We start from the raw sequence: 24,082 nt of genomic DNA on the forward strand, positions 1-24,082 counted from the left end.
AAATAACCACAACCACCCGCACAGACTCCGCGCATGCCGCCCGCCGGCTCGCGCGGGACTGCGCACGCCTGTCCACAACATTGATCCAGGGGAGCTTGATCATGCGAGCCGTTGCTTTACTACCCGCTTCACGCCGTCCTATCGCTTTCCTTCGCCCAACGCCGCTGGTGCGCCGGCTCGCGCTGGCATTCGCCGCCATGGGTGCAGGGGCATCGGCGCAAGCGCAGCAGACCACCACGCAGGTCGACCTGCCCGCCACGCAAGTCACTGCAGGCAAACCTGCTGCGTATGGCGCGAAGCAGGCCAGCACCGGCGCACTGGGCGACAAGGCTGTGCTCGATACACCGTTCACCATCAATGTTGCCACGCAGGAGCTGATTCAGAACCGGCAGGCGCAGACCATCGGCGAGGTATTCAAGGGCGATCCGGCGGTCACCGCCAACAACGACGGTTACATCGGCGAGGCATCGAACATCACCATCCGCGGCCTGCAACTGGATCTGCTGGAGGGCTACAAGGTCGACGGCCTGGCCGTGCCCAACTGGGGCAGCGATGTTCCGCTCGAACACTTCGAACGTGTGGAACTGCTCAAGGGCCTGTCGGGATTCATGTATGGCTTCGGCACGCCCGGAGGCATCGCCAACTTCGTGACCAAGCGCCCCACCAACACCTTTGGCGGCAGCGCCACGTTCGGCTTTACCAGCGGCGGCACGCTCAAGGAATCGGTGGATGTGGGCGGGCGCTTCGGCCCGACCAAGGCGCTGGGCGCCCGCCTGGGTGTGGTGCATGAGGAAGGCGACACCTTCGTCGACGGTGGCCATATCAAGCGCGACTCTGCCTCGCTGGCGCTCGATGCGCGCATCACGCCCGATCTGCAGTGGTCGTTCGATGGCCTGTACATGCAGCGCAACGTGCAGGGTGCGTACTACGGCATCATCCCCGGCCAGGATTTTGGTGTGCCAGTGACGGAGTTCGTGCGCACGCCGCGCGCCATTGACGGCAGCCAGCGTGTGTCATCACCAGGCTCGTATTACGAGACCGAGATCAAATCCGTCGGCACCGAACTGAACTGGGCAGCCGCGCCCGACTGGAACGTGCGCGCCGCCTATCGCTACACGCAGCAGAACCGGGGCAATGCCGACAGCGCGATCCAGCTGACCGACAACACAGGCAACTTCAGCGAATTGCAGTACAGCTCGTACCAGCGCTACCAGTACAGCCAGGCGCAGGTGATGGCCAACGGCAAGGTTCGCACAGGACCGATCGAACATGAACTCGTCTTCGGCACGTCGTGGCAGAGTCTCACGCAAGCCACGGGCGGCTTTGCTTCGACGATACTCGGTACGGGCAATCTGTACGACACGTCGGCGTTCGTGTCTTCCGGCGCGACACCGATGCGGGTGCCCTCGTCCGACGGTCTGGCTCGCACATCCAGGATCGACCAGACCGCCGTCTTTGCCAGCGACACGGTCAAATTCAGCGATCAGTGGTCGGTGCTTGGCGGGTTGCGCTACACGCGTTTCAACCAGACCGGGTACAACGCCGACGGCAGCACTTCAGCCAAATACAACCGCGAGCCCATCACGCCCACGCTGGCGGTGATGTTCAAACCCGTGCAGCCGGTGACCTTGTACACGAGCTACGTGGAATCGCTTGAGGCCGGCGCCAGCGCACCAATCACAGCACTCAACGCGGGCACGGTATTCGGGCCGCTCAAAAGCAAGCAGGTGGAGGTGGGTGCCAAAGCCGAACTGCATGACTGGACATTCGGCGCAGCGCTGTTCCAGGTGCAGCGCGGGCTGGCGTATCTGCGGCCGGACAACGTCTATACGCAAGACGGCATGACGCGATATCGCGGGCTCGAATTGAGCGCACGCGGCAAGCTCGCGCGTGACTGGACGCTGCTGGGCGGCGTGCTGTTCATGAATTCCGAGAACACGGAGTCCGACGCCTCCGTGCTGGGCAAACGGGCCTATGGGTCGCCGCGCTTCAAGGCCACGGCCTATGTGGAATATGCGGTGCCGCCCATGCCGGGGCTTGTGCTCTCGGCGGGCGGCCAATACGTTGGCAACTCGGCGCTGGAAGCAAACAACAGCAACATCGTGCCGGGGTATCACACGTTTGATGTGGGGGCGCGGTATTCGACCAAGGTGAGCGGCAAACCGGTCACGCTGCGGTTCAATGTCGACAACCTGACGAATGAGAAGTACTGGTTGCCGAGCTGGGGGTTCATTCTTGTGCAGGGGGCGCCTCGGACGTTTAGGGCTAGTGCTACGGTTTATTTTTGATGTTTTTTATTTTGGTGTTTGTTTTTGTGTTGGTGGTGCATCTCTTGTTTCATCCCCTGCCGGGGCTGACTCACTTTCTTTGGTCTTGCCCAAAGAAAGTAAGCAAAGAAATGCGCGCCCGATGCAGCGACTTCCCCTTGAATTTCTGTGACCGTGCGGGGAAGGAGGCAAACTCGCTGCGCTCAGACAAGCCTCCTTCCTTTTTCCGCCCGCGCACAGAAATTCAAGGCGCCGCATAGGGCAGCAAAGTCAAAGACCAACAGCCAAACAATCTGGGCGCTCGCCCCAACGGCAAGGCCAACCGCACGATGGGTTGGCCTTTTTTCTTTTGACGTTGAGCCCTTGATGGCGCCTTGGATTTTTGTTGCGGGGAGGATTAAGGAAGGAGCCTTGTCTGAGCGCAGCGAGTTTGGCTCCTTCCCCTCCCCGCGACACAAATCCAAGGAGGCTTTCGCCATCTCGGGCGCGCCTTTCTTTTGCTTACTTTTCTTTGGCAAGACAAAGAAAAGTGAGTCGGTCCCGGCAGGGAACGAAAGGGGGATGGACCACAAAAACAAAAAACAAGTTGCATATCTAACCATCCTCACATACCATCCACTTCACCATGTTCGACCACTGCCTCTACTTCAACACCACCGCCCTGGCCCGCAAGCTCGACCGCGTCTGGGCAGACGCCTTTGCGCCTTTCGATCTCACGCCGCCGCAAGGCTTCATGCTCCGTGCGATCGTCGACCGCCCGGGCATGCTGCAAAGCGAGTTATCGGAAGCGATGTCCGTCACGCGCCCCACGGCAACGCGCGCGCTCGATGGCCTGGAAGCCAAGGGCCTGATCGAACGGCGCAAGACCGAAGCCGACGGCCGCGAGACCGCCGTCTTTCCGACGCGGGAAGCGGCCAAGATCGGCGCAGCGTTGAACGAGGCAAGCGGCGCCGTCACCGCAAGGTTGAAGCGCGTATTGGGCAGTAATGAATTCACCGATACGGTGACGAAGATCCGAGGTGTGCGCTCCACCCTGACATGAGCGTCCATTTTTTTGATCAACTAGTTGCATTGCTAACTAATAAGGAAAACGATCATGCCGATTCTCAACGTCAAAGTCAGTGCCCAACGTTCTGCAGAAATGACGCAGAAGATCTCCACCACGCTGCTGGAACTCACCTCTCGCATCCTGGGCAAAGACCCGAAGGTCACGGCCATCGCCATCGACTATGTAGCCCCGGAAGACTGGGTCGTCGGGGGGCAGACGCTGGCCGCGCAGGGCAAGAACAGCATCTATTTCGACATCAAGGTGACGGACGAAACGAATACGAAGGCGGAGAAGGCGCAGTACATCGCCGAGGCGTTCACGGCGTTTGCTGAGCTACTCGGCAATCTGCATGAAGAGAGCTATATCTATGTGCAGGACGTTCGCGCAGCGGCTTACGGCTACGGCGGCAAGACGCAGGAGTACCGCTACCAGCACGCGTGAATGTGCCGATCGCGTCGATCCCACCCAACAAAGAACAGGTGAAATCATGAACCGCATGAGCGCTTTCTTCGCGGCCAGTTGGCTGGCCGCCGGCTTGCTGTACTTTGGCCAACATTCGTTGCCGCTGACCGCGCTCTCGGGTGTGGTGTTGCTGGCTGGCTTCGATCTGCTGCGTCCGTGACGCTTCAGCGCGTGCGCTGTTGCGCCCGGTATTGCAAGGGGCTGCAACCCTGGCCGGCAGAAAACGCGCGGCTCAGTGCGCTGACACTGCCGTAACCGCATTCATCGGCAATGTGATCGAGCGGCAGCCGGCCCGTGCGCAGCAGAAACGCCGCCAGCTCCAACCGCAGCGTCGCCACGTAACGCCGCAGGTTGCTGCCCGTAGCGGCGGCAAAACGGCGCGTCAAGGTCCGCTCGCTCATCGCTGCCTGGGCGGCCAGTTCCGCCAATGCAGGCGGCACGGCCAATTCCCGCTCCACGATTTCCTGGATGGCCAGGATGGCCGCATCGCCGTGACGCTTGAACTGCGCCGTCCACACGGCCATGTGTTCGTATGACGGCAGCGATTGCGTGAGCGCCGTGCGCAACATCCGACGAGATGCGCCCACCCCACAGCAGTGATCGATGACGTACGCGCAGGCGTCCACGGCGGGGTTGATGCCGCTGACGGTGATGATGCGGCCATCCACCGCCAGAGGCTGGTCCGGCGTGTAACGCACGTCGGGAAAATGCCGGGCAAACCAGGCGCGCTCGCTCGCCAGCCCGGTCGCTCTACAACCATCCAGCAGTCCAGCCTTGGCGAACAGCGGTGCCGCGTTCATGCCAACCACCAGGGCACCGGCGTCATAGCGCGTGCGCAGCCAATCGGCGATGCGCGCCTCTTCCGCGTCCAATACCAACTCTGGGGCGAACTGTGCGGGAACGATCACGACGTCGTAAGCGGCATCGGTCAGCGCGGCGGTGGCGGGCACCGGCATCTCTCCAAAGCTCGATACGGCGGCACCGTCGGCGGACAGCAAATCAATGTCGAAGAGCCGGCTGCCCATCACATCCACGCTGCGTGCCTGCATGGTGCCCGCCACCAGCAGCATCTCTTGAGTGAGAAACACGTAGCCCGCGAAGAGGCGCGGCGGCAGCAGGATGGCAATACGCGCCCGCGCGTGCACACCGTGGCGTTTGGAGACTGCTTTCGGCTGGCGCTTCATATCAATAAGGTGGCGATCCAGATCAACCGGAATTGTCGCGGCCTTGTTGAAATACGGCAACCCATTCGCCGCCAGTCCGGAGCCACCCACTCGGAGCCGCCATCAGGAGCCGCCATGATTGCCCGCACGCTGTTCGACGCTGAACACGACACCTTCCGAGAATCTGTCCGCCGCTTTATCGACGCGGAAGTCCTGCCCCACCACGAGCGCTGGGAAGACCAGGGCTACGTCGACCGCGCCATCTGGGAGAAGGCCGCCGCCGCGGGCTACCACTGCGCCAGCATGCCCGAGGCCTACGGCGGCGCAGGTGCCGATATCCGCTACAGCACGGTGCTGATGGAAGAGATTGCCCGCGCAGGCGCCACGGGCCTGGGCTTTGGGCTGCATTCTGAAATCGTTGCGCCCTACTTGTTGCACTACGGCAGCGAGGCACTGAAGCAACACTACCTGCCCAAGCTGGCGAGCGCAGAGATGATCGGCGCGATCGCCATGACCGAACCCGGCGCCGGCTCCGATCTGCAAGGCGTGCGCACCACCGCCACGCGCAGCAGCGACGGCACCCACTACGTTCTCAACGGCTCAAAGATCTTCATCACCAACGGCTGGCACGCCGATGTGGTGATCGTCGTGGCGCGTACCACGCCCCAAGGCGGCGCCAAGGGCACGAGCCTCTTCGTGGTCGATACGAGCATGGAGGGCTTCAGCAAGGGCAAGCGCCTGAAGAAAGTTGGCATGAAAGCGCAGGACACGGCTGAACTGTTCTTTGACAACGTGCGCGTGCCGGCCGCCAACCTGCTCGGCGAGGAGCACCGCGGTTTTGCCTACCTGATGCAGGAGCTGCCGTGGGAGCGCCTGCAGATTGCCATCGGTGCCATCGCTTCGGCCGAAGGCGCGCTTGAATGGACGCTGCGCTACGTGCGCGAGCGCCAGGCCTTCGGCAAGGCCATCCTCGATTTCCAGACTGCGCGGCACGCACTGGCGGAACTGAAAACCGAAGTGCAGATCGGCCGCGTGTTTGTTGACCAGTGCATCGCGCTCAAGCTTGCCGGCAAGCTTGATGCCGCCACCGCATCGATGGCCAAGTACTGGACCACCGACCTGCAGTTCAAGGTAATGGACCGCTGCGTGCAACTGCACGGCGGCTACGGCTACATGTGGGAATACCCCATCGCCCGCGCGTGGGCCGACTCGCGCGTGCAACAGATCTACGGCGGCACCAACGAGATCATGAAAGAGCTGATCGCCCGCACCCTTTAACGAGCACGACCTTCAGGACTCAACGCTATGGAAGCCTATATCTACGACGCCGTGCGCACCCCGCGCGGCAAGGGCAAGAAGGACGGCAGCCTGCACGGCGTGACGCCGCTGCGCCTGGCCGCAGCCGCGCTGCGCGCCATCCGCGACCGCAACCAGCTCGACACATCGCTCGTGGACGACGTGGTGCTCGGCTGCGTGGAACCCGTGGGTGAACAGGGCGCGTGCATCGGCCGCGTGGCAGTCCTGTCAGCCGGCTATGCCGAGACGACGGCCGGCGTGCAGATCAACCGCTTCTGCGCCTCCGGCCTGGAAGCCTGCAACATGGCCGCCGCACAGGTGATGGCCGGGCAAAGCGACTTTGCCATCGGCGGCGGCGTGGAAAGCATGTCCCGCGTGCCGATGGGCGCTAGCGGGGGCGCATGGCCGGTCGACCCCGCAGCCGCCATCCCGCTGTACTTCGTGCCGCAAGGCGTGTCGGCCGACACCATCGCCACCAAGTGGGGCTACAGCCGACGTGACGTCGATGCCTACGCCGCAGAGAGCCACCGCCGTGCGCATGCAGCCAGCACCGCCGGCTGGTTCATGGGTTCCATCGTGCCGGTGCGTGACCAGAACGGCCTGACCATGCTCGACCGCGACGAGATGATCCGCCCGCAGACCACCGTGGACACGCTCGCGCAGCTCAAACCGTCGTTTGCGGAATTGGGCGAGCAATACGGCTTTGACGCGGTGATCCGCCAGCGTTATCCAGAGCTTGAACGCATCGAACACGTGCACCACGCGGGCAACAGCTCGGGCATCGTCGACGGCGCGGCGGCCGTGCTGATCGGCAGCCGCGAGGCCGGCAAGCGTGCGGGCCTCAAGCCGCGTGCGCGCATCCGCAGCTTTGCAAGCATCGGCTCGGAGCCGTCGATCATGTTGACCGGCCCCTCCCACGCAGCAGAGAAGGCGCTCAAGCGCGCCGGTATGTCCGCGTCCGACATCGACCTGTACGAACTCAACGAAGCCTTCGCCTCCGTCGTGCTGCGCTTCATGGAGGTGTTGGCCGTGCCGCATGACCGCATCAACGTCAACGGCGGCGCCATTGCGATGGGCCATCCGCTGGGCGCGACGGGCGCCATGATTCTCGGCACGCTGCTCGACGAGCTGGAGCGGCGTGGCGCGAGCACGGGCCTGGCCACGCTATGCGTGGGTGCCGGCATGGGCACCGCCACCATCATCGAACGCGTTTAAGGAGCGAGCTGACATGATCGACATCGCCATCGACACCGACGGCATCGCCACGCTCACGTGGGACCAGCCGGGCCGCGCGCAGAATGTGCTCAACGGCGAAACCTGCGCCGCCTTCTTTGCCGCCATCGACCGCGTGTGCGCAGATGCCAGCGTCAAGGGCATCCTCGTCACTTCCGCCAAGGCGGATTTCATTGCCGGCGGTGACCTCGAATGGCTGCAGGCCAGCGACGACGCGCCCACGTTGTTTGAACGCACGTGCGAGCTGCACCGCATGCTGCGCAAGCTGGAAACCTGCGGCAAACCCGTGGCCGCCGCACTGCCGGGCTCCACGCTGGGCGGCGGGCTGGAGATTGCGCTCGCCTGCCACTACCGCGTGGCCGCCGACAACGCCCGCGCACGCTTCGGCTTGCCGGAAGTCACGCTGGGCCTCTTGCCGGGCGGCGGCGGCACGCAGCGTTTGCCGCGCTTGATTGGTGTGCAGAAGGCATTGCCGATGCTGCTTGAAGGCAAGCGCATCAAAGCGGCGGAGGCGCTCAAGCTCGGCATTGTCGATGCGGTCGTCAACGCGGGGGCAGAAGTCGATGCTGCGCGCACGTGGCTGCTGGGCGAAGGCCAGACCCGCGCGCAGCAACCGTGGGACATCAAGGGCTACAAGGTGCCCGGGGGCGGCATCTCCGGCCCTGCCGTGCAGCAGCTATTCACTGCGGCCAACGCCATGCTGCGGCAGAAAACCTACGGCAACTATCCGGCAGCGGCCAGCATCCTGTCGTGCGTGTACGAAGGGCTCATCACCGATCTTGATACGGGCCTCAAGACCGAGGCACGCTACTTCGTGCAGGCGGTGCTGTCTCCGGAGGCCCGCGCGATGATCCGTACCCTTTTCTTCAGCCTGAACGCCGCCAACAAGCTGGCCGCGCGCCCCGCCGATGTGCCGGTGCGCCGCTACGCCAAGGTGGGCGTGCTGGGCGCGGGCATGATGGGCGCCGGCATCGCCTACGTCACGGCCAAGGCGGGGCTGCCCGTCGTGCTGCTCGACACCACGCAGGAAGCCGCCGAGCGCGGCAAGGACTATTCGCGCAAGCTCGTCGAGAAACAGGTACAGCGCGGGCGCCTGCATGCCGACCAAGCTGAAGCGCTGCTCGCCCGCATCCAACCCACAACGTCCTACGCCGACCTGGATGGCGCGGGGCTCGTGGTGGAAGCCGTGTTCGAGCAGCGCGAAATCAAGGCCAACGTCACGCGCCAAGCCGAGGCCGTGCTGTCGCCCGATGCCATCTTCGCGTCCAACACGTCCACGCTGCCGATTACCGGTCTGGCGGAGGCAAGCCAGCGGCCGGGCAACTTCATCGGGCTGCATTTCTTCTCGCCAGTCGACAAGATGCCGCTGGTGGAGGTGATCGTAGCCCGGCAGACCACGCGGGCCACGCTGGCGCAGGCGCTCGATTACGTGAAGGCCATCGGCATGACACCCATCGTCGTCAATGACAGCCGCGGCTTTTATACGAGCCGCGTGTTTTCGACCTACGTGCTCGAAGGCCTGGCGATGCTCGCCGAAGGGGTGGCGCCCGCATTGATCGAGAACGCCGGGATGCTGGCCGGCATGCCGGTCGGGCCGCTCGCCCTCATCGACGAGGTTTCGAGCGAGCTGATCCACAAGGTCAACCAGCAAACCCGCGCCGACCTGGGTGTCGCCTATATCGAGCGCCCGGGCGAAGCCGTGGCCGAGCGCATGGTGGCCCTGGGCCGCCTCGGCCGCAAAGCGGGCCAGGGTTTCTACGACTATCCGGAGAGCGGCAAGAAGGCGCTGTGGCCCGGGCTGGCAACCGAATACCCCCAAGCCGCCACGCAGCCCGACGTGCAGACGCTGGTCGATCGCCTCATCACCGTGCAGGCCGTGGAAACCGCACGCTGCCTGGATGAAGGCGTGGTGACCGACCCGCGCGATGCCGATGTGGGCGCGCTGCTGGGTTGGGGATTCCCGGCATTCCGGGGCGGGCCGGTGTCGCACATCCATCGGATGGGGGTGGGCGCCTTTGTCGAGCTGTGCGACCGGCTGGCTGCGAAACACGGCCGCCGCTTCGCGCCCCCCGTCCTGCTGCGTGACATGGCAGACAAACAGACCGCGTTTTACGAACGCTGACCCTCCAGCGCCGCGCAACCACCGTCTGCGCGGCGCCTCACTTACAAGCGTTGCGCCCACACACCAACCCCGGGTAAGTCCGAGTTCTGCCCCCAAAAGCAAACGATTGCGCATCCATTCGCGGGCCAGGTCGTTCGGCTTAAGACACATGTGCTTCGCTCCGATATAGAGTGGAAGACACTTGAAATTGCCGACACCCAGGCACGCTGCGCGCGTGCCCCAGAGAACTGGACACGCAAACGCTGGAGTGGGGATGCCCGCAAAGCAATCGAAGGCTTTTTCTGATGACACGACCGATACGACGCCATGGCAAGGATGGCGGCGGATGCTGCTGTCTCCGCTGAATGTCGGTGCAGTGTTGGTCCTGTTGTTCATCTGGACGTTCACGTTCCATCAACTCACCCAAGAGCGCGACAGGCTGATCCGTGATGCGCAGGCGCGCACGCAGGTTGAAGCACGGGCATTTGGTGAGTACTCACTCGGCAGCGTGCGGCGCGTGTCGGAGTTCCTGCTCGATCTGCGCGCGAGCTGGCTATCCGGTCGCGACGTGTTCGAGCACGTCATCCACGAACGTCAGGAGGCCGTGCGCGACCTGACCTTCCAGGTGGCCGTGATCGACGAGAACGGCATGCTGGTCTACTCCAGCATCGGCCCCACGACAGAACGCGTCGACCTGAGCCAGCGCGAACACTTTCGCGTGCACAAGGAATCGGGCGGACGCGACGTGCTGTTCATCAGCGACCCGGTGCAGGGCAAGATCTCGAAAAAGTGGTCGATCCAGTTCACGCGCCCCATCCTCAGGGCTGGCCAGTTTGCCGGTGTGGTCGTGGTGTCGGTCAGCCCGGAACAGTTCGCCAGCTTTGCGAATACGCTTGCCATTGGCAAGGACGGGGCCGCCACCATCATCCGCGAGTCAGGGCAGGTCCTGGCCCGCGTGCCCAACCCGACCGCGGGTATCGAAAAACCGCCGCGCGCCCGGCAGTTCAACAAGCCGGGCGCGCTGGAAACGGGCAGCTACCGCGTGGTGTCGGGCACCGACGGCGTGGAGCGCATCATCGGCTATCACCATGTACCGGAGATCGGGCTGTACTTCCTGGTGGGCGAGTCGGTTGCCTCGGTGCTGGCGCCTTACGACGGCTACCGGCGCACTGCGCTGGTGGAGGCGGCCGGCTCCACCCTGCTGCTCGCGCTGCTGTATTTCACGCTGCGCCACCAGGGGGCCGAGCGCAAGCGGCACATCGAAGACATGCGCCTGGCCTCCATGGTCTATGCCTCGAGCAGCGAAGCGATGATGGTGACGACGCTTGATGGGCACGTGATCGACGTAAACCCGGCCTTTACGATCACCACCGGCTATTCGGCGCAGGAGTTCAAGGGCCAGTCCAGCGATGCCATCCGCTCCGAATGCAACGAGGCCACCGTGATCGACGCCATGCGCGAAGGCGTTTCAACCAAGGGCTCGTGGAGCGGCGAATACCTGATCCGCCGCAAGGACGGCAGCGAGTTCCCCGCGCTGCTCACCATCGACACGTTTGCAGACAGCACGCTGGGCGAGCCGCGCCGGGTTGCGCTCATCCACGACATGACGGAGAAAAAGCGCGCCGAAGAGGTCATCTGGCGGCAGGCCAACTTCGATGCGCTCACCGATCTGCCCAACCGGCACATGTTCTACAACCGCCTGCGGCAGGAGATTGCGCGGGCGCGACAGACGTCTACACAACTGGCTTTGCTGTTCATCGATCTGGACCGCTTCAAGGAAGTGAACGACACGCTCGGCCATGACCAGGGCGACGTCCTGCTCAAGGAGATCGCCCGGCGCATCTCCGCCATCGTGCGAGGCACCGATACGGTCGCGCGGCTGGCGGGCGACGAATTCATCATCATCCTGCCGGACCTGTCCGATGCCGGGGCGGTCACGCCCATCATTCGCAGCCTGCTCGCGCGCATTGCCGCGCCGCTGCAGCTCGGCCAGGAAAGCGTGGAGGTGTCGGCCAGCATTGGGATGGCGCTGTACCCGCGCGATGCCGACACCGCAGAATCGTTGCTCGTGCGCGCAGACCAGGCCATGTTTGCGGCCAAGAGCGCGGGACGGAATCAATGGGCCGTCTTTACCCCGGCCTTGCAACGCGCCGAACAGGAACGCCTGCGCGTGACCAGCGACCTGCGCGTGGCGCTCGCGCACGGCCAGCTTGCGGTGCACTACCAGCCCATCGTCGATCTGCTCACGGGCAAGGTCCGAAAGGCAGAGGCGCTGATCCGCTGGACGCACCCTGTGCGGGGCGAGATCGATCCGGCGGATTTCATTCCGGTGGCGGAAGACAGCGGGCTGATCGTCGAGATCGGCAAGTGGGTGCTGAACAAAGCCCTGGACCAGCTCACGCACTGGCAGGCCACGCTCGACAACACGATGCAGGTGTCGGTCAACAAGTCGCCGCTGGAGTTCCGCGCGCACCAGTCGGGCACCGAATCGTGGCCTAAGGTGGTGGAGCGCCGGGGGCTTCCGCCGCACAGTCTGGTCGTTGAAATAACCGAAGGCTCGTTGATGGCCGACAGCGCGGAGGTGATCGAGCACCTGCACGAATTCCGGCGCGCGGGTGTGGACATTGCACTCGACGATTTCGGCACGGGGTATTCGTCGCTCTCGTACCTGAAGCGCTTTGATATCGACTACATCAAGATCGACCAGTCGTTCGTGCGCAGCCTCGCGCATGACCCGAAAGACATCGCACTGTGCAGCGCCATCGTGAGCATGGCGCACGCACTGCGCATCAAGGTCATTGCCGAAGGCATCGAGACCGAGGAGCAGAAGGCGATTCTGGTGGCGGCAGGCTGTGACTACGGCCAGGGCCACCTCTTCTGCCCGCCGGTGCCGCCCGCAGCGTTTGAAGCCTTTGTGGCCAAAAGGCAGCTTGCGGAAACCTGATCGTTTTTCAGCCGCCGCGCACGGCCCGCGCAAAGGCTTGCACCACGTCGGCAGACGCATCGGTGATGGCCCAGTAGCCCATGCCGGCGCTGCGCCAGACCATCAACTGGTAGCCACGCTCGGTGCGCAGCGCGGGCTCGGCATCACCGCCCGCCTCGGGGCGTACGTACAAGTCGACCGGATGCTGCGCTGAGCGGTAGACCAGCACCGCCACCGGGCGGCCGTCGATGTAGTCCAACCGCCCCCCGATGAGGGGGAAGCCGCGTGCGGCAAGGTCCGTAACGGGCGGCGCATAGTCGATGCGGCCGTTGAACCACGGCTTGACCGTGTGCCGATCGGACGACAGCACATCCGTCTCCCGCGCGCCCAGCAGCGCTCGCACGTGGCTGGCGGTGATGTCGTGCGCGGTGAGCGCCGCCGTATCGGGCCGGCCCACCAGCACGCCCACACCGAGTGCCACGGCCGCGAGCGCGCCTGCGCCCAATCCCAAGCCGAGCCCCCGCGATGGCGTGATCAACCAATTGGCCAAGCGCTGCCATGGCAATTCCGTCCGGCGCGGCGCGCGCGCACCAGGCGATTCGGGGCGCACGCCGGACTCTGCCTGCACGGCCTGCAATACACGCTCGCTCAAACCCGGCGGCGCTTTCATGTAGAGCGCCGGCGCACGCAGCCCCTGCCGCAGCGCACGTACCACGCCGTCGTGGCGCGCGGCGATGTCGGTGCAAGCGGCACACGTGGCCAGATGCGCTTCCATGCGCAGGCTGTCGGCCGCACCGAGTTCGCCATCGGCGCGGGCAGCCAGCAGCGCGCGGATGTCGTCACAGTTCATGGCGGGACTCCTTGGTACTGTTTCCCAGACCGCCCGATGCGCGGATGGGCGTCACATTGGTGCGCAGCGGCGCGTTGTCTTCCGTGAGCAGGCGGGCGAGCTGCTGCCGGGCCCGCGCCAGCCGCGACATGACCGTGCCGATGGGCGCGTCAACCACGGCGGCAATGTCGCGGTACGGCAGGTCTTCCAGCTCGCGCAGCACGAGCACCTCGCGATACGGCACGGGCAACTGCGCCAGCGCGGCATGCACACGGCGCACGTCGTCGATGCGGGCGAGCAGCGCGGCGGGGTCGACGCCGTAGCTGGCGCTGTCGTCGTTGCCCTGGCCGGCAGCCGCGTCGTCATCCCACGGCTGTGCCGGTGCCTGCTTGCGGCGCGCGCATTCCGAAAACCATGTGTTGCGCACGATGGCCAGCAGCCATGGGCGGCCGTCACCACCGCGAAACCCACCAAACAACCGGAACGCGCGCAGGCAGGCTTCCTGAACGATGTCGTCGGCGTCTTGCGCGTCGCCCGAAAGCCAGCGCGCCAGGTTGTAGGCGGCGTCGACATGCGGCAGCACCGCCTGCGCAAAGCGCTGGGCGTCGGTGGGCAGATCGAGCGTGGGGTCTGGCAGGTCGGGCATGGCGGCCTGGAGGCGGTTGACCTCCGTATACCGGGGTGCAATCCAGTTTATTCCCGCGCCGAAGAAATTTTGTGAAAACGCGAATCTTGTGGAATACGCGGGCACCCCAGCCGGTATGACAGGCAGGACCGGCGCTTCCTTCATTGCCATTGCGCTGGGCCGCTACCCAACTCAGTCATCTATTGCAGGGGACACCCATGAGCAAGCAACCTGGACGACGCCAGTTCCTGCAACTGGCCGCGGTCGGCGGTCTGGTGTACGCATCCGGCCTGCCCGGCTGGCAGGCGATGGCGGCCACCACGCGCGTCGCCGGCGCCAAGCCAGACGATTTCTACTTCGTGCAGTTATCCGATACCCACTGGGGCTTCAAGGGCGCACCGAATCCGGATTCGCAAGGCACGCTGCCCAAGGCGATTGCGGCGGTGAATGCGCTGTCGCCCGCGCCGGACTTTGTCATCTTCACGGGCGACCTCAGCCACATCAGCGACGACCCTGCCGAGCGCCGCAAGCGCCTGGCCGAGTTTCGCGACATTGCCGCGAAGATCAAGGTGCCGGTGGTGCATTACATGCCGGGCGAGCACGATGCCTCGCTCGACAACGGCGAGGCCTATATCGAATTCTTCGGCCGCACGCATTATTCGTTCGACCACAAGGGTGTGCATTTCATCGCCATCGACAACGTATCGGACCCATCGGCGCGCGTGGGCGATGCACAGCTCGCGTGGCTGGCCGCGGATGTGCGGTCCGTGCCTGAGCACACGCCCATCGTCGTGTTCACGCATAGGCCGCTGTTCGATCTGTACCCGCAATGGGACTGGGCCACGCGAGACGGCCAGCAGGTCATCGATTTGCTGATGCCGCACCCGAACGTGACGGTGTTCTACGGCCACGTCCACCAGGAACATCACCACGTGACCGGGCACATTGCGCATCACTCGGCGCGCTCGCTGATGTTTCCGCTGCCCGCGCCACCCGCACCAGGCTCGCAGGCAAAACGCAACCCGATCCCGTGGGATGCCGCCGCGCCCTACCGCGGCCTGGGCTGGCGCAGCATTGCCGAGCACGGCAAGCAGGACGCCGCCACCTGGGCGCTGGCCGAGCAGCCGATCCAGGCAAACAGCGAAGCCAACGCCACCACCAAGACGCCGGAGACCACCTGACATGCGCCCTCTCATTGCACACAACCCCAAGCGCCGGCTGGCGCTGCGTCAGTTCACCGTGCTCGCGGCAGGTGCGGCACTCGCCTGTGTTGCGCGTGGCGAAGGCCCGACCGTCATCCGCGTACACGCGCGCAAGTTCACCTTCACGCCCGACAAGATCACGCTCAAGCGCGGCGTGCCCGTGGTGTTCGAGCTGACCGGGCAAGACATCCTGATGGGTTTTGCCATTCCGGATTTCAACGTGCGCGCCGACGTCGTGCCGGGGCAGACCGTGCGGCTGGCGCTTACGCCCGACAAGACCGGCACGTTTGATTTCCTGTGCGACATCTTCTGCGGCTCGGGCCACGAGACGATGAATGGAACATTGACCGTCACCTGAAGCGCAAAGAGCAAAGAAGAAAGCGAAGTGAAACGCCCCGACCTGTTCGGGGCGTTTTCATTGACAGGATGCACGCATGACGTGCTTGCAGCGGCACACAGATTCTTTACGACGCGCGGGAATAAACCGTCGGCCTGCGGTGTTTACTCCGCTGACACGCCATCGACCCGCACTCTGGAGGACCCATATGTCGTCACGTTCGCAGCGTCGCCTACGCACGTTGCTGTTTGCTGTGTTCACACTCTTGTCAGGCATCGGAGCGCACGCTGCAGTTGCGCAGGAAGCACCGCCACAGGCCAATCGTGAGCAGGCCTTCCTTGCCGAAAACGATGTCGCCATGACAAAGATGATGGACGGCATGGCCCCGAAGCCCAGCGGCAACATCGACCAGGATTTCGTCGCGATGATGACGCCACATCACCAGGGCGCCATCGACATGGCCGTGGCCTACCTGCGCTACGGCCAGAACGAACAACTGCGCCGCATCGCGCAGGAAATCGTCGTCGCGCAACAGCAAGAGATTGCAGCGATGCGCTTGGCGCTTGGCCAGCCGCTGCCCCCGTCTGCACCGGCCCCCACGCAGCTCGGCCCCGCCTCCGCAACGACTGCGCCCGCATCCCATGCGGCGCATCACGCCCACACCACCACCACCCCCCAACAGGAAGACCAATGAAACACCGACTGTTTGTTGCCACGGCGCTTGCCGCAGCGGCCATCACGTGCGCCGCGAGCGCCAGCGCCGGGCAGGCACCCGCATCCCTTGCCTCGCCTGACATTCCCATCAGCCACAGGGATCGCGTCTACGCGGCCGAGCAATTCTCAAACACGGTGTCCGTCACGGACCCCGCCAGCAACACGCTCCTGGGTGTGATCAAACTGGGCGATCCTGCGCCCGGCAACTTCAGCCCGCTCTATCGCGGACAGGTGCTGGTGCACGGCATGGGCTTCTCGCCAGATCACCGGACCTTGGCGGTGGTCTCCATCGGCTCCAACTCGGTCACGTTCATCGATACGCAGACCAACGCCGTCAAACACACCACGTATGTTGGCCGCTCGCCTCACGAAGCGTTCTACACGCCGGAAGGCAGCGAGGTCTGGGTGACCGTGCGCGGCGAGAACTACATCGCCGTGCTCGATGCCAATACCTATGCAGAGAAGACGCGCGTTACCGTACCGGCGGGCCCCGGCATGACGATCTTCTCGCCGGACGGCAAGTACGGCTACGTGTGCTCGTCGTTCAATCCGGAAACGGTCGTGATCTCGACAGCGGATCACAAGATCGTGGGACACATCAAACAGGAATCGCCGTTCTGCCCCAACATTGCCGCCACGCCGGATGGCAAGCAGGTGTGGTTCACATTGAAGGACATCGGCAAGGTGCAGGTATTCAACGCCCGCCCGCCGTTCAATGCGATCACGTCGTTCGAGACCGGGCCCATCACCAACCACGTCAACTTCGCGCATAACGCCAAGGGCACGTTTGCCTATGTGACGATCGGCGGCACGAACCAGGTCAAGGTATTCCGGACCGACAATTTCGAACAGATCGCGACGATTCCCGTCGGCAAGCTTCCGCACGGCCTATGGCCGTCCGGTGACGGCACCCGCATCTATGTCGGCCTGGAGAATGACGACGCACTGGCCGTCATCGACACACTGACGAACAAGGTGGTATCGACTGTTCCGATTGGGCAGGCACCGCAGGCGCTGACGTACGTGCCGAACGCTGTGCCGGAAGGCAACGGCACGGAGAACCTGCAACCGCTTGGCACAGCGGGGCAGGTCAGCCATCTCGCACTCGTGCCGGCCGCCGCAGACAAGTCCGACGCATCGGCCGCCCCCACCAGCGTGGCGCTGTTCGATCAGGGGCTCGTCCAGGTGTTCCAGGCATCGGTGACCGGATTGCAGCCGAAGCAGCCCTATGCGATTGCCTTGTCACAGCATGCGGATGGCAGCGGCCCGCTTGAGACCCTGGCGAGCTTCATGACCAACCCGGCCGGTGGCGCCATCGTCAACTCGATCGGGCAGATTCGGCAGGTGGTCACGCCTGGCAACGCGGACGCTGGCAACACGCGCCGGTATCTTGTGATTGCACCGGTGGTGTCCGGCAAGCTTGGGACTGCGGTGCAGATTCAGGCGCGCTAGGCAATGTGCGCCCCTGCGGCGTTCGTGCCGGGGCAGACCGTGCGGCTGGCGCTCACGCCGGACAAGACCGGCACGTTTGATTTCCTGTGCGACATCTTCTGCGGCTCGGGCCACGAGACGATGAATGGAACATTGACCGTCACCTGAAGCGCAGCGGCCAACGCAAAACGCAAAACGCCCCGAACAAGTCGGGGCGTTTCATCTGCGAGCGCTGTCTCAGGCCAGCGCGTCTGGCACAGCCAGGGTCAGCAGCAGTTCGTCGAGTCGCTCCATGGTGGAGGTCATGCCGTCTTTCATACCCATGTCGATGACCTTCTGCACGTCTTCCGGCGAGTTGTACAGCACCACAGTCGTGACGAGGGTGCGTTCGTTCGCATCGGCAAAGGTGACATCCCAGCGGGCGCGGGGCATATCCGGATTCACGGCGCCGGTTTCATCAGAAAAACCATCAATGGCCGCATAGCTGTCGATCGGGTTGATCTTCTGATAGTCCAGACGGCTCCAGAATGACTCTCCATCGGGCGTGATCATGGCGTAGTGCCAGTAGCCGCCTTCCTTGAATTCCATATGCTTGGTCTTGGTGGCGAGCGGCTTGGGCGCAAACCACTGATCGAGCAATTCGCGCTTTGTATGGCAATCCCACACTAGCTGGCGCTTCGCCGCGAACTCTCGCCTCACGGTGAGGCTGCTCTTTTGCATGTCGACGAGGAAATCAAACCGAAGATCAGCCTTCATTGTTTTCTCCTTGGAGTTTCTCTAAGAGGTTGTCCAGATTGCTGTACCTGCTCGCCCAGATCGCGTGCTGTTTCTCAAACCAGCGCTCGGCTGCAGCAAGCTTCTTGCGCTCGAGCATGCACGTCCGGATGCGTCCGCTCTTCTGCGAGCGGACCAGCCCGACGCCTTCCAGCACCCGCATGTGCTTCATGAATGACGGCAGCGCCATGTTGAATGGCTCTGCCAGTTCACTCACCGTCGCGGGCCCTTCGCCGAGCCGCTGAATAACCGCCCTGCGCGTTGGGTCCGAAAGCGCGTGAAATACCGCGTCTAGCGCAATTCCATTGTTATCCATTTGGCTAACTATATACGTGAGAATACTTTGATGCAACAGGGCTCGAGGGCGCGTTGTGACGTGGGTGGTTGGCCCGTCGGCATGCACACACCCCCATGCTAGGATGATCTTCCCCCCGGCAGCAGCCACACCGCACATGACTACCATCTACGCGACACTCGGCGTGCAGCCGAACGCGACCCTGGACGAAATCAAGCGCGCTTACCGCCGCGCCACGATGAAGTGGCATCCCGACCGCAACCTCGGCCGCGAAGCCGAGGCCTATGCGGCGTTCCAGGAAATCCGCGAAGCCTACGCCATCCTCTCCGACGCTGAACAGCGCCGCGTTTATGACGAGGTCTTCGCGCAGGAAATGCAGCGCTGGCAGGCCGAGCGTGATGCGCAGGAAGCACAGGAGCGGGAAGCGCAACGCGAGCGCGAACGCGTTGCACAGGAGCATTACGAAAAGATGGTCGCCATCGCCATGCGCTTTGCCGACGAGGGCCGCAATCGCGACGTCCTGTTCGGCGTGCTGCTTGGCCGGGACTGCGATGCAGAACTTGCCGCGCGCATTGCCGACAGCGTGTGGGCCTTGCAGGAAGCACGGCGCAACACAGTGGCCGCCGCTGACACGCCCGACAGCGAAGCGACGATCCAACCCGATGAAGCGACTTCGCCCCAGCGGCACTCAAGCGCGTTCGAGTCGTTCTGGCAAGGGTTGTTTGGCCTGCGGCAATAGCTGCCGAGCTTTCACCAGCGTAGAGCGGCGGGACACATCCGACCGGTCATACGCCAATTCTGATTTATAGTTTCGCCCCTGCTCAGACAAAGCAGCCATCGGTACACTCTGCGCCATCGTTTTCCGTGCCATAGAGAAAGCGATCGAGGCTTGGAACCCTCGGGCATAACGGGCAAGCGCCGAGCATAGGTGCTTGTCCTCAACCGCTATGGCTTGGCTTCGTCTCCCTCATTGGGCGAGCCAGGCTTGTACGGCTTCGGCCGTGCCGATCGTTATGTCTCGGTGTTCCAAACCTGCCTGTGCTCGCCCACCCCTCCCAAGGGTTGGGCGCGGTTCCGTTCATCACATGAAGAGGAATGCCGTGACCCGCTCGATCTCTCACGCCACCAACTCACCGGCTGGCGACGCGCTTAGCGAATATCAGAAAGGCATGCAGACAGCGCGCGGATTCCTGCGCGCCATGTTCAGCCGCAACGCCGCGCGCAACACGTGCGATACAGGCGCGAAGCCTGCGCCGGAACATCCGGATCAACAACGCTGACTTCATGGGCGACCCAGGCGCATGAAGTCTGCTCGCGCCGATGTTGCAGCATCGGTGCGGGGCTTGCCTGGGCTCGCCCACCCATCACCCTGAAGCGTGGTGCGCGGCTCGGCCCGCGCTACCTCGCGCCCAACAACCGACACTCCGCCGACAACGCCAGCAGGTTCGGATCGCGCTCGCGATTGCGCTGCATCACCAGCACGATGTGCTGGCTGATCGCATAACGCGCGGCCAGCGGAATCAGCTGCACCTTGGGGCTGAAGTCGGCCACGCGACGGGGCAGCAACGCGTAGCCGATGCCGCCGCTAACGAGGTTCATGAGCGAGAAGATATCGCCCACGCGCAGGGCAATCTGCGGCGCAAAGCCCGCCTTGTCGAAGGCGGCCATGAAATCGTGATACGTCGCAAAATCGTCGCCGAGCGCGACGAACTTTTCGCTGCGTACGGTTTGCAAGTCGATCTCCGCTGACGACGCATACGGCGAGCCGAGCGGCGCAGCAAACAGGATCTCGTCGGCAAACATCGGCACGGTCAGCAGATCGGGATTGCGCAGCGGCTCGCCCAGTGCGATGACGATGGCGTCGAGCTGGCCGTCTTCCAGCTTGGCGAGCAGGCTGCGGTTTGAACCCAGCGTGAGTTCGATGTCGAGCGCGGAGCGACGCGTCTTCAGGCCCGCAAAGATGCGCGGCAGCGTGCCCACCGTCATCGAATAGAGCCCACCGATCTTCAACGTGGTCGACGAGAACCCCGCCGCTTCGCGCGTGCGGCGCACGCCAGCTTCGCACTCGGCCAGGATGCGTTCCACATGCTCGGCAAACACGTAGGCAGTCGACAACGGAATCAGCTTGCGCCCGTCGCGCTTGAACAGCGGACAGCGCAAACCCTCTTCCAGTGAATGCAGCGCGCGATGCACGCTCACCGTGCTTTGCCCGAGCGCTTCGGACACGCGCGCCATGTTGCCCAGCGTCATGAACGACTGGAACACCTCCAGCTTCTTCAGGGTGATGTCTTCATCGATTGCCATGGCAGGGTCTCCTCCGGGCGCGGTCTGTGAGCGCGCTGCTCTCAGAATTCGCCATTGTTTCATTAACTTCAAGTTAATGAAACCGCGTCTAGGTTGATTGAAGCGCACGGGGTTCCCGCCTACGGTACAGGGCATCAAATCAATCAAGGCTGGAGACGCCACCCAATGCAACCGATGCCCACCCAATCGGCAAACGGGGCCAACGCACCCATCCCGCCCCAATGGCGCCGCCGGCGCGACGAGAAAGAACGCCGCCTGACTGCAGCCCGGCGCATTGCCAACGGCAAGGTCATTCCCACCAGCGATATCGTTGCCGCGCTCGAAGCGCTGCTTGCCCCGGGCGATCGCGTCGTGCTGGAAGGCAACAACCAGAAGCAGGCGGATTTCCTCTCGCGCTCGCTGGCCAAGGTGAACCCCGAGCGCCTGCACGATCTGCACATGATCATGCCGAGCGTGAGCCGGGCCGAACACCTCGACATTTTCGAAGCCGGCATCGCGCACAAGCTCGATTTCTCGTTTGCCGGGCCGCAGAGCCTGCGCATCAGCCAGTTGTTGGCCGACGGGCTGCTGGAAGTCGGCGCCATCCACACCTACATCGAGCTGTATGCACGGCTGGTGGTGGACCTGATTCCCAACGTATCGCTGGTGGCCGGTTTCAAGGCCGACCGCGACGGCAACATCTACACCGGCCCAAGCACCGAAGACACACCTGCGTTGGTCGAACCTGCCGCGTTTTCCGACGGCATCGTCATCGTGCAGGTCAATGAGATCGTCGATGATCCGGCCGACTTGCCGCGTGTGGACATTCCGGGCTCGTGGGTCGACTTCATCGTGCAGGCCGACAAGCCGTTCTACATCGAGCCGCTGTTCACGCGCGACCCGCGCCTCATCAAGCCCGTGCACGTGCTGATGGCGATGATGGCCATTCGCGGCATCTACCAGCGGCACAGCGTGCAGTCGCTCAACCACGGCATCGGCTTCAACACAGCCGCCATCGAGCTGATCCTGCCGACGTACGGCGAACGCCTAGGCCTCAAGGGCAAGATCTGCCGCAACTGGACGCTGAACCCGCACCCGACGCTCATTCCCGCCATTGAATCGGGCTGGGTGGAAAGCGTGCACTGCTTCGGCACAGAACTCGGCATGGAACGCTACGTGGCCGCGCGCCCCGATGTGTTCTTCACCGGCCGGGACGGTTCGCTGCGCTCAAACCGCATGCTGTGCCAGCTCGCCGGTCAATATGCGGTCGACCTGTTCATTGGCGCGACGCTGCAGGTGGATGGCGACGGGCATTCGTCCACCGTCACGCGCGGTCGGCTCGCCGGCTTTGGCGGCGCGCCCAACATGGGCCACGACCCGCGCGGCCGCCGCCACGCCACGCCTGCGTGGCTCGACATGACCGAACCCGTGACGATGCTTGAGCGCGGCAAGAAGCTCGTCGTGCAGATGGTCGAGACGTTCCAGGAAGGGGGCAAGCCGACCTTCGTCGACACGCTCGACGCGGTGGCCGTGGCCAAGCAAAGCGGCATGCCGCTCGCGCCCATCATGATCTACGGCGACGACGTCACGCACCTGTTGACCGAAGACGGCATTGCGTATCTCTACAAGGCCCGCTCGCTGGAAGAGCGGCGCGCCATGATTGCCGCCGTGGCGGGTGTCACGTCGATCGGCCTGCGCCACGACCCGTCCAAGACGGAGCAGATGCGCCGCGACGGCCTGATCGCCCTGCCAGAAGACCTGGACGTGCGCCGCAGCGATGCGAGCCGCGAGTTGCTCGCCGCCAAGAGCATCGCCGACCTGGTCGAATGGTCCGGCGGCCTGTACGACCCGCCTGCGCGCTTCCGGAGCTGGTAATGGAGAAGACATTGCAACGGCCTCTGCCAGCCAGCCCGAAAGCGCGTGCAAAGCGATTGGCCGCGCTGGTCGAGTCTGCCCTCATCGACGAGGTAACGCTGTCGCCCAAACCCGGTCTTGTGGACGTGCGTGGCAACGGCGCGCATCACGATCTCGACTGGACGCTGATGGTGCATTCCGCACAAACCCTGCGCCCTGCATTTGAAGCCATGGCATTGGCCGGCGCGCAGATCGAAACGCAAGCCGGCGCACAACTCGCGCTGCGCGAGCGCATCGGCCGCCTGGGCCGAGAAGGCGAAGCGGCCATGCTCGATGCCACCGGCGGCATCAACACGCACCGTGGTGCCATCTGGGCGCTCGGCTTGCTGGTGACGGCTGCGAGCCAAGCGCCGCATGCATTGGGCGCGGCCGCTGTTGCAAGCCGCGCGGCACACCTGGCCAGCATCCCGGATCGCTTTGCGCCTGTCTCTACGGGCCACAAGGGCGAGCGCGCGTGCAACGACTACGGCGTCGGCGGTGCGAAGGGGCAGGCCTCTGCCGGCTTCCCGCACGTGATCAAGGTCGCGCTGCCGGCGTTGCGCCAGGCGCGCGCAGCAGGCATTCGCGAAGACCACGCACGCGTGGATGCATTGCTTGCCGTCATGGCCGCGCTGGACGACACCTGCGTGCTCGCACGCGGCGGCGCGGATGCGCTACGCGTCGTGCAAACGGGCGCGGCCACCGTGCGCGCAGAAGGCGGCTTGGCCACAGCGCAGGGCCGTCGCGCTTTCCGCACGCTTGAACAAGACATGCTGACGCTGCACGTGTCGCCCGGCGGCGCAGCCGACTTGCTGGCCGCCGCGCTCTTCCTCGACCGCTTGCCCGCAAGTGCGCAAGCAGCGTCCGACATCGAATCCGCTCATCAGGAAACCGAACATGGAGCATCTTGATTTTCAGTTCACCGGCGGCGCACCCGCCGCGCGCCGTGCGTATGCCGGCGTGGTCGGCTCGGGTGACCTCGAAGTGCTGCTGACCCCCGGCAGCGCCGGCCAGATCGACGTGGCCATCACCACGTCCGTCAATGGCATGAGCGCGACATGGCAGGCGCAGCTTGCACGTGTGTTCGGCTCGCACGCGTGGCCGGCGGCCAAGATCACCATCAACGACTTCGGCGCGACACCGGCCGTGGTCCGGTTGCGGCTTGAGCAAGCGCTTGAAGCGCTCGCCCAGCCTTGAGGAGATACG

The 24,082-nt window shown here is 64.2% G+C and carries 23 protein-coding genes and 1 pseudogene; 18 read left to right on the forward strand and 6 right to left on the reverse strand.

Annotated elements, in window-relative coordinates:
- Positions 1–101: 101 nt before the first annotated feature.
- The 4 genes from BG83_RS0118110 to BG83_RS30050 all read left to right on the forward strand — a co-directional run bounded on the left by BG83_RS0118110 (position 102) and on the right by BG83_RS30050 (position 3,937).
- Positions 102–2,288: a TonB-dependent siderophore receptor gene (locus BG83_RS0118110; RefSeq protein WP_080693694.1), complete on the forward strand. Its 2,187-nt coding sequence runs from the start codon at positions 102–104 to the stop codon at positions 2,286–2,288.
- A gap of 604 nt (positions 2,289–2,892) precedes the next feature.
- A complete protein-coding gene (locus BG83_RS0118120; RefSeq protein ID WP_024978015.1) occupies positions 2,893–3,309 on the forward strand; it encodes a MarR family winged helix-turn-helix transcriptional regulator in 417 nt (138 codons plus the stop codon).
- 54 nt (positions 3,310–3,363) lie between these two features.
- Positions 3,364–3,756, forward strand: coding sequence for a tautomerase family protein (locus BG83_RS0118125; protein WP_024978016.1), 393 nt, complete (start codon positions 3,364–3,366; stop codon positions 3,754–3,756).
- A gap of 46 nt (positions 3,757–3,802) precedes the next feature.
- Positions 3,803–3,937: a hypothetical protein gene (locus BG83_RS30050; protein ID WP_024978017.1), complete on the forward strand. Its 135-nt coding sequence runs from the start codon at positions 3,803–3,805 to the stop codon at positions 3,935–3,937.
- Positions 3,938–3,941: 4 nt separating this feature from the next.
- Here the strand turns inward: BG83_RS30050 and BG83_RS0118135 are convergent, their stop codons facing one another.
- Positions 3,942–4,961, reverse strand: a complete 1,020-nt coding sequence (locus BG83_RS0118135) for a GlxA family transcriptional regulator (protein WP_024978018.1) — start codon at positions 4,959–4,961, stop codon at positions 3,942–3,944.
- Positions 4,962–5,075: 114 nt separating this feature from the next.
- Between BG83_RS0118135 and BG83_RS0118140 the strand changes: the two genes are divergently transcribed.
- The 4 genes from BG83_RS0118140 to BG83_RS0118155 all read left to right on the forward strand — a co-directional run bounded on the left by BG83_RS0118140 (position 5,076) and on the right by BG83_RS0118155 (position 12,514).
- Entirely contained in the window at positions 5,076–6,218 is a 1,143-nt protein-coding gene (locus tag BG83_RS0118140) for an acyl-CoA dehydrogenase family protein (protein ID WP_024978019.1), read from the forward strand.
- 27 nt (positions 6,219–6,245) lie between these two features.
- Complete coding sequence (locus tag BG83_RS0118145) at positions 6,246–7,451, forward strand: acetyl-CoA C-acetyltransferase (RefSeq protein ID WP_024978020.1); 1,206 nt, start codon at positions 6,246–6,248, stop codon at positions 7,449–7,451.
- Between the two features lie 13 nt (positions 7,452–7,464).
- Positions 7,465–9,591, forward strand: coding sequence for a 3-hydroxyacyl-CoA dehydrogenase NAD-binding domain-containing protein (locus tag BG83_RS0118150; RefSeq protein WP_024978021.1), 2,127 nt, complete (start codon positions 7,465–7,467; stop codon positions 9,589–9,591).
- Between the two features lie 325 nt (positions 9,592–9,916).
- Positions 9,917–12,514 (forward strand): EAL domain-containing protein, encoded by a 2,598-nt coding sequence (locus tag BG83_RS0118155; RefSeq protein ID WP_051541553.1) that lies wholly within the window; start codon positions 9,917–9,919, stop codon positions 12,512–12,514.
- A 7-nt stretch (positions 12,515–12,521) separates the two neighbouring features.
- On the opposite strand, the gene BG83_RS0118160 is transcribed toward BG83_RS0118155, so the two are convergent.
- Together BG83_RS0118160 and BG83_RS0118165 are read right to left on the reverse strand one after the other, a co-directional pair.
- A complete protein-coding gene (locus BG83_RS0118160; RefSeq protein ID WP_024978023.1) occupies positions 12,522–13,343 on the reverse strand; it encodes an anti-sigma factor family protein in 822 nt (273 codons plus the stop codon).
- Positions 13,333–13,968, reverse strand: a complete 636-nt coding sequence (locus BG83_RS0118165; RefSeq protein WP_024978024.1) for an RNA polymerase sigma factor — start codon at positions 13,966–13,968, stop codon at positions 13,333–13,335. The genes BG83_RS0118160 and BG83_RS0118165 overlap by 11 nt, the downstream gene beginning before the upstream one ends.
- Positions 13,969–14,165: 197 nt before the next feature.
- On the opposite strand from BG83_RS0118165, the gene BG83_RS0118170 reads away from it, so the two are divergent.
- From BG83_RS0118170 to BG83_RS29400, 5 genes and pseudogenes are all read left to right on the forward strand, one after another.
- Positions 14,166–15,128, forward strand: coding sequence for a metallophosphoesterase family protein (locus BG83_RS0118170; RefSeq protein ID WP_024978025.1), 963 nt, complete (start codon positions 14,166–14,168; stop codon positions 15,126–15,128).
- A gap of 1 nt (position 15,129) precedes the next feature.
- A complete protein-coding gene (locus tag BG83_RS0118175; RefSeq protein WP_024978026.1) occupies positions 15,130–15,507 on the forward strand; it encodes a cupredoxin domain-containing protein in 378 nt (125 codons plus the stop codon).
- Between the two features lie 187 nt (positions 15,508–15,694).
- Positions 15,695–16,180 carry a DUF305 domain-containing protein gene (locus tag BG83_RS0118180; RefSeq protein WP_024978027.1) on the forward strand — a complete coding sequence of 162 codons (486 nt, stop codon included), beginning with the start codon at positions 15,695–15,697 and terminating at the stop codon, positions 16,178–16,180.
- Positions 16,177–17,652: a YncE family protein gene (locus BG83_RS0118185; protein WP_024978028.1), complete on the forward strand. Its 1,476-nt coding sequence runs from the start codon at positions 16,177–16,179 to the stop codon at positions 17,650–17,652. The genes BG83_RS0118180 and BG83_RS0118185 overlap by 4 nt, the downstream gene beginning before the upstream one ends.
- 15 nt (positions 17,653–17,667) lie before the next feature.
- Positions 17,668–17,799 (forward strand): annotated as a pseudogene (locus BG83_RS29400) (cytochrome c oxidase subunit II); the annotation flags it as partial.
- A 69-nt stretch (positions 17,800–17,868) separates the two neighbouring features.
- Here the strand turns inward: BG83_RS29400 and BG83_RS0118195 are convergent.
- A complete protein-coding gene (locus BG83_RS0118195; RefSeq protein ID WP_024978029.1) occupies positions 17,869–18,387 on the reverse strand; it encodes an SRPBCC family protein in 519 nt (172 codons plus the stop codon).
- Entirely contained in the window at positions 18,377–18,721 is a 345-nt protein-coding gene (locus tag BG83_RS0118200; protein ID WP_024978030.1) for an ArsR/SmtB family transcription factor, read from the reverse strand. The genes BG83_RS0118195 and BG83_RS0118200 overlap by 11 nt, the downstream gene beginning before the upstream one ends.
- A gap of 136 nt (positions 18,722–18,857) precedes the next feature.
- Between BG83_RS0118200 and BG83_RS0118205 the strand changes: the two genes are divergently transcribed.
- Both BG83_RS0118205 and BG83_RS28865 read left to right on the forward strand, forming a co-directional pair.
- Positions 18,858–19,439: a J domain-containing protein gene (locus BG83_RS0118205; protein ID WP_024978031.1), complete on the forward strand. Its 582-nt coding sequence runs from the start codon at positions 18,858–18,860 to the stop codon at positions 19,437–19,439.
- Positions 19,440–19,800: 361 nt separating this feature from the next.
- Positions 19,801–19,980, forward strand: coding sequence for a hypothetical protein (locus BG83_RS28865; RefSeq protein WP_235193219.1), 180 nt, complete (start codon positions 19,801–19,803; stop codon positions 19,978–19,980).
- Positions 19,981–20,098: 118 nt separating this feature from the next.
- Here the strand turns inward: BG83_RS28865 and BG83_RS0118215 are convergent, their stop codons facing one another.
- Positions 20,099–21,004 carry a LysR substrate-binding domain-containing protein gene (locus tag BG83_RS0118215; protein ID WP_024978032.1) on the reverse strand — a complete coding sequence of 302 codons (906 nt, stop codon included), beginning with the start codon at positions 21,002–21,004 and terminating at the stop codon, positions 20,099–20,101.
- A 165-nt stretch (positions 21,005–21,169) separates the two neighbouring features.
- Here BG83_RS0118215 and mdcA point away from each other — a divergent pair, with 165 nt between their 5' ends.
- The 3 genes from mdcA to BG83_RS0118230 are packed head-to-tail and all read left to right on the forward strand — an operon-like array spanning position 21,170 to position 24,073.
- The gene (gene mdcA / locus BG83_RS0118220) at positions 21,170–22,858 is read left to right on the forward strand and encodes a malonate decarboxylase subunit alpha (protein WP_024978033.1); all 1,689 of its coding nucleotides are present in this window, start codon (positions 21,170–21,172) and stop codon (positions 22,856–22,858) included.
- On the forward strand, positions 22,858–23,787 hold the full coding sequence (locus tag BG83_RS0118225; RefSeq protein WP_024978034.1) for a triphosphoribosyl-dephospho-CoA synthase: 930 nt from the start codon (positions 22,858–22,860) through the stop codon (positions 23,785–23,787). Before mdcA ends, BG83_RS0118225 begins: the two co-directional genes overlap by 1 nt.
- A complete protein-coding gene (locus BG83_RS0118230; protein WP_024978035.1) occupies positions 23,774–24,073 on the forward strand; it encodes a malonate decarboxylase subunit delta in 300 nt (99 codons plus the stop codon). The genes BG83_RS0118225 and BG83_RS0118230 overlap by 14 nt, the downstream gene beginning before the upstream one ends.
- Positions 24,074–24,082 lie beyond the last annotated feature (9 nt).

The organism is Ralstonia pickettii (assembly GCF_000607165.1).
Lineage (GTDB): Bacteria > Pseudomonadota > Gammaproteobacteria > Burkholderiales > Burkholderiaceae > Ralstonia > Ralstonia holmesii.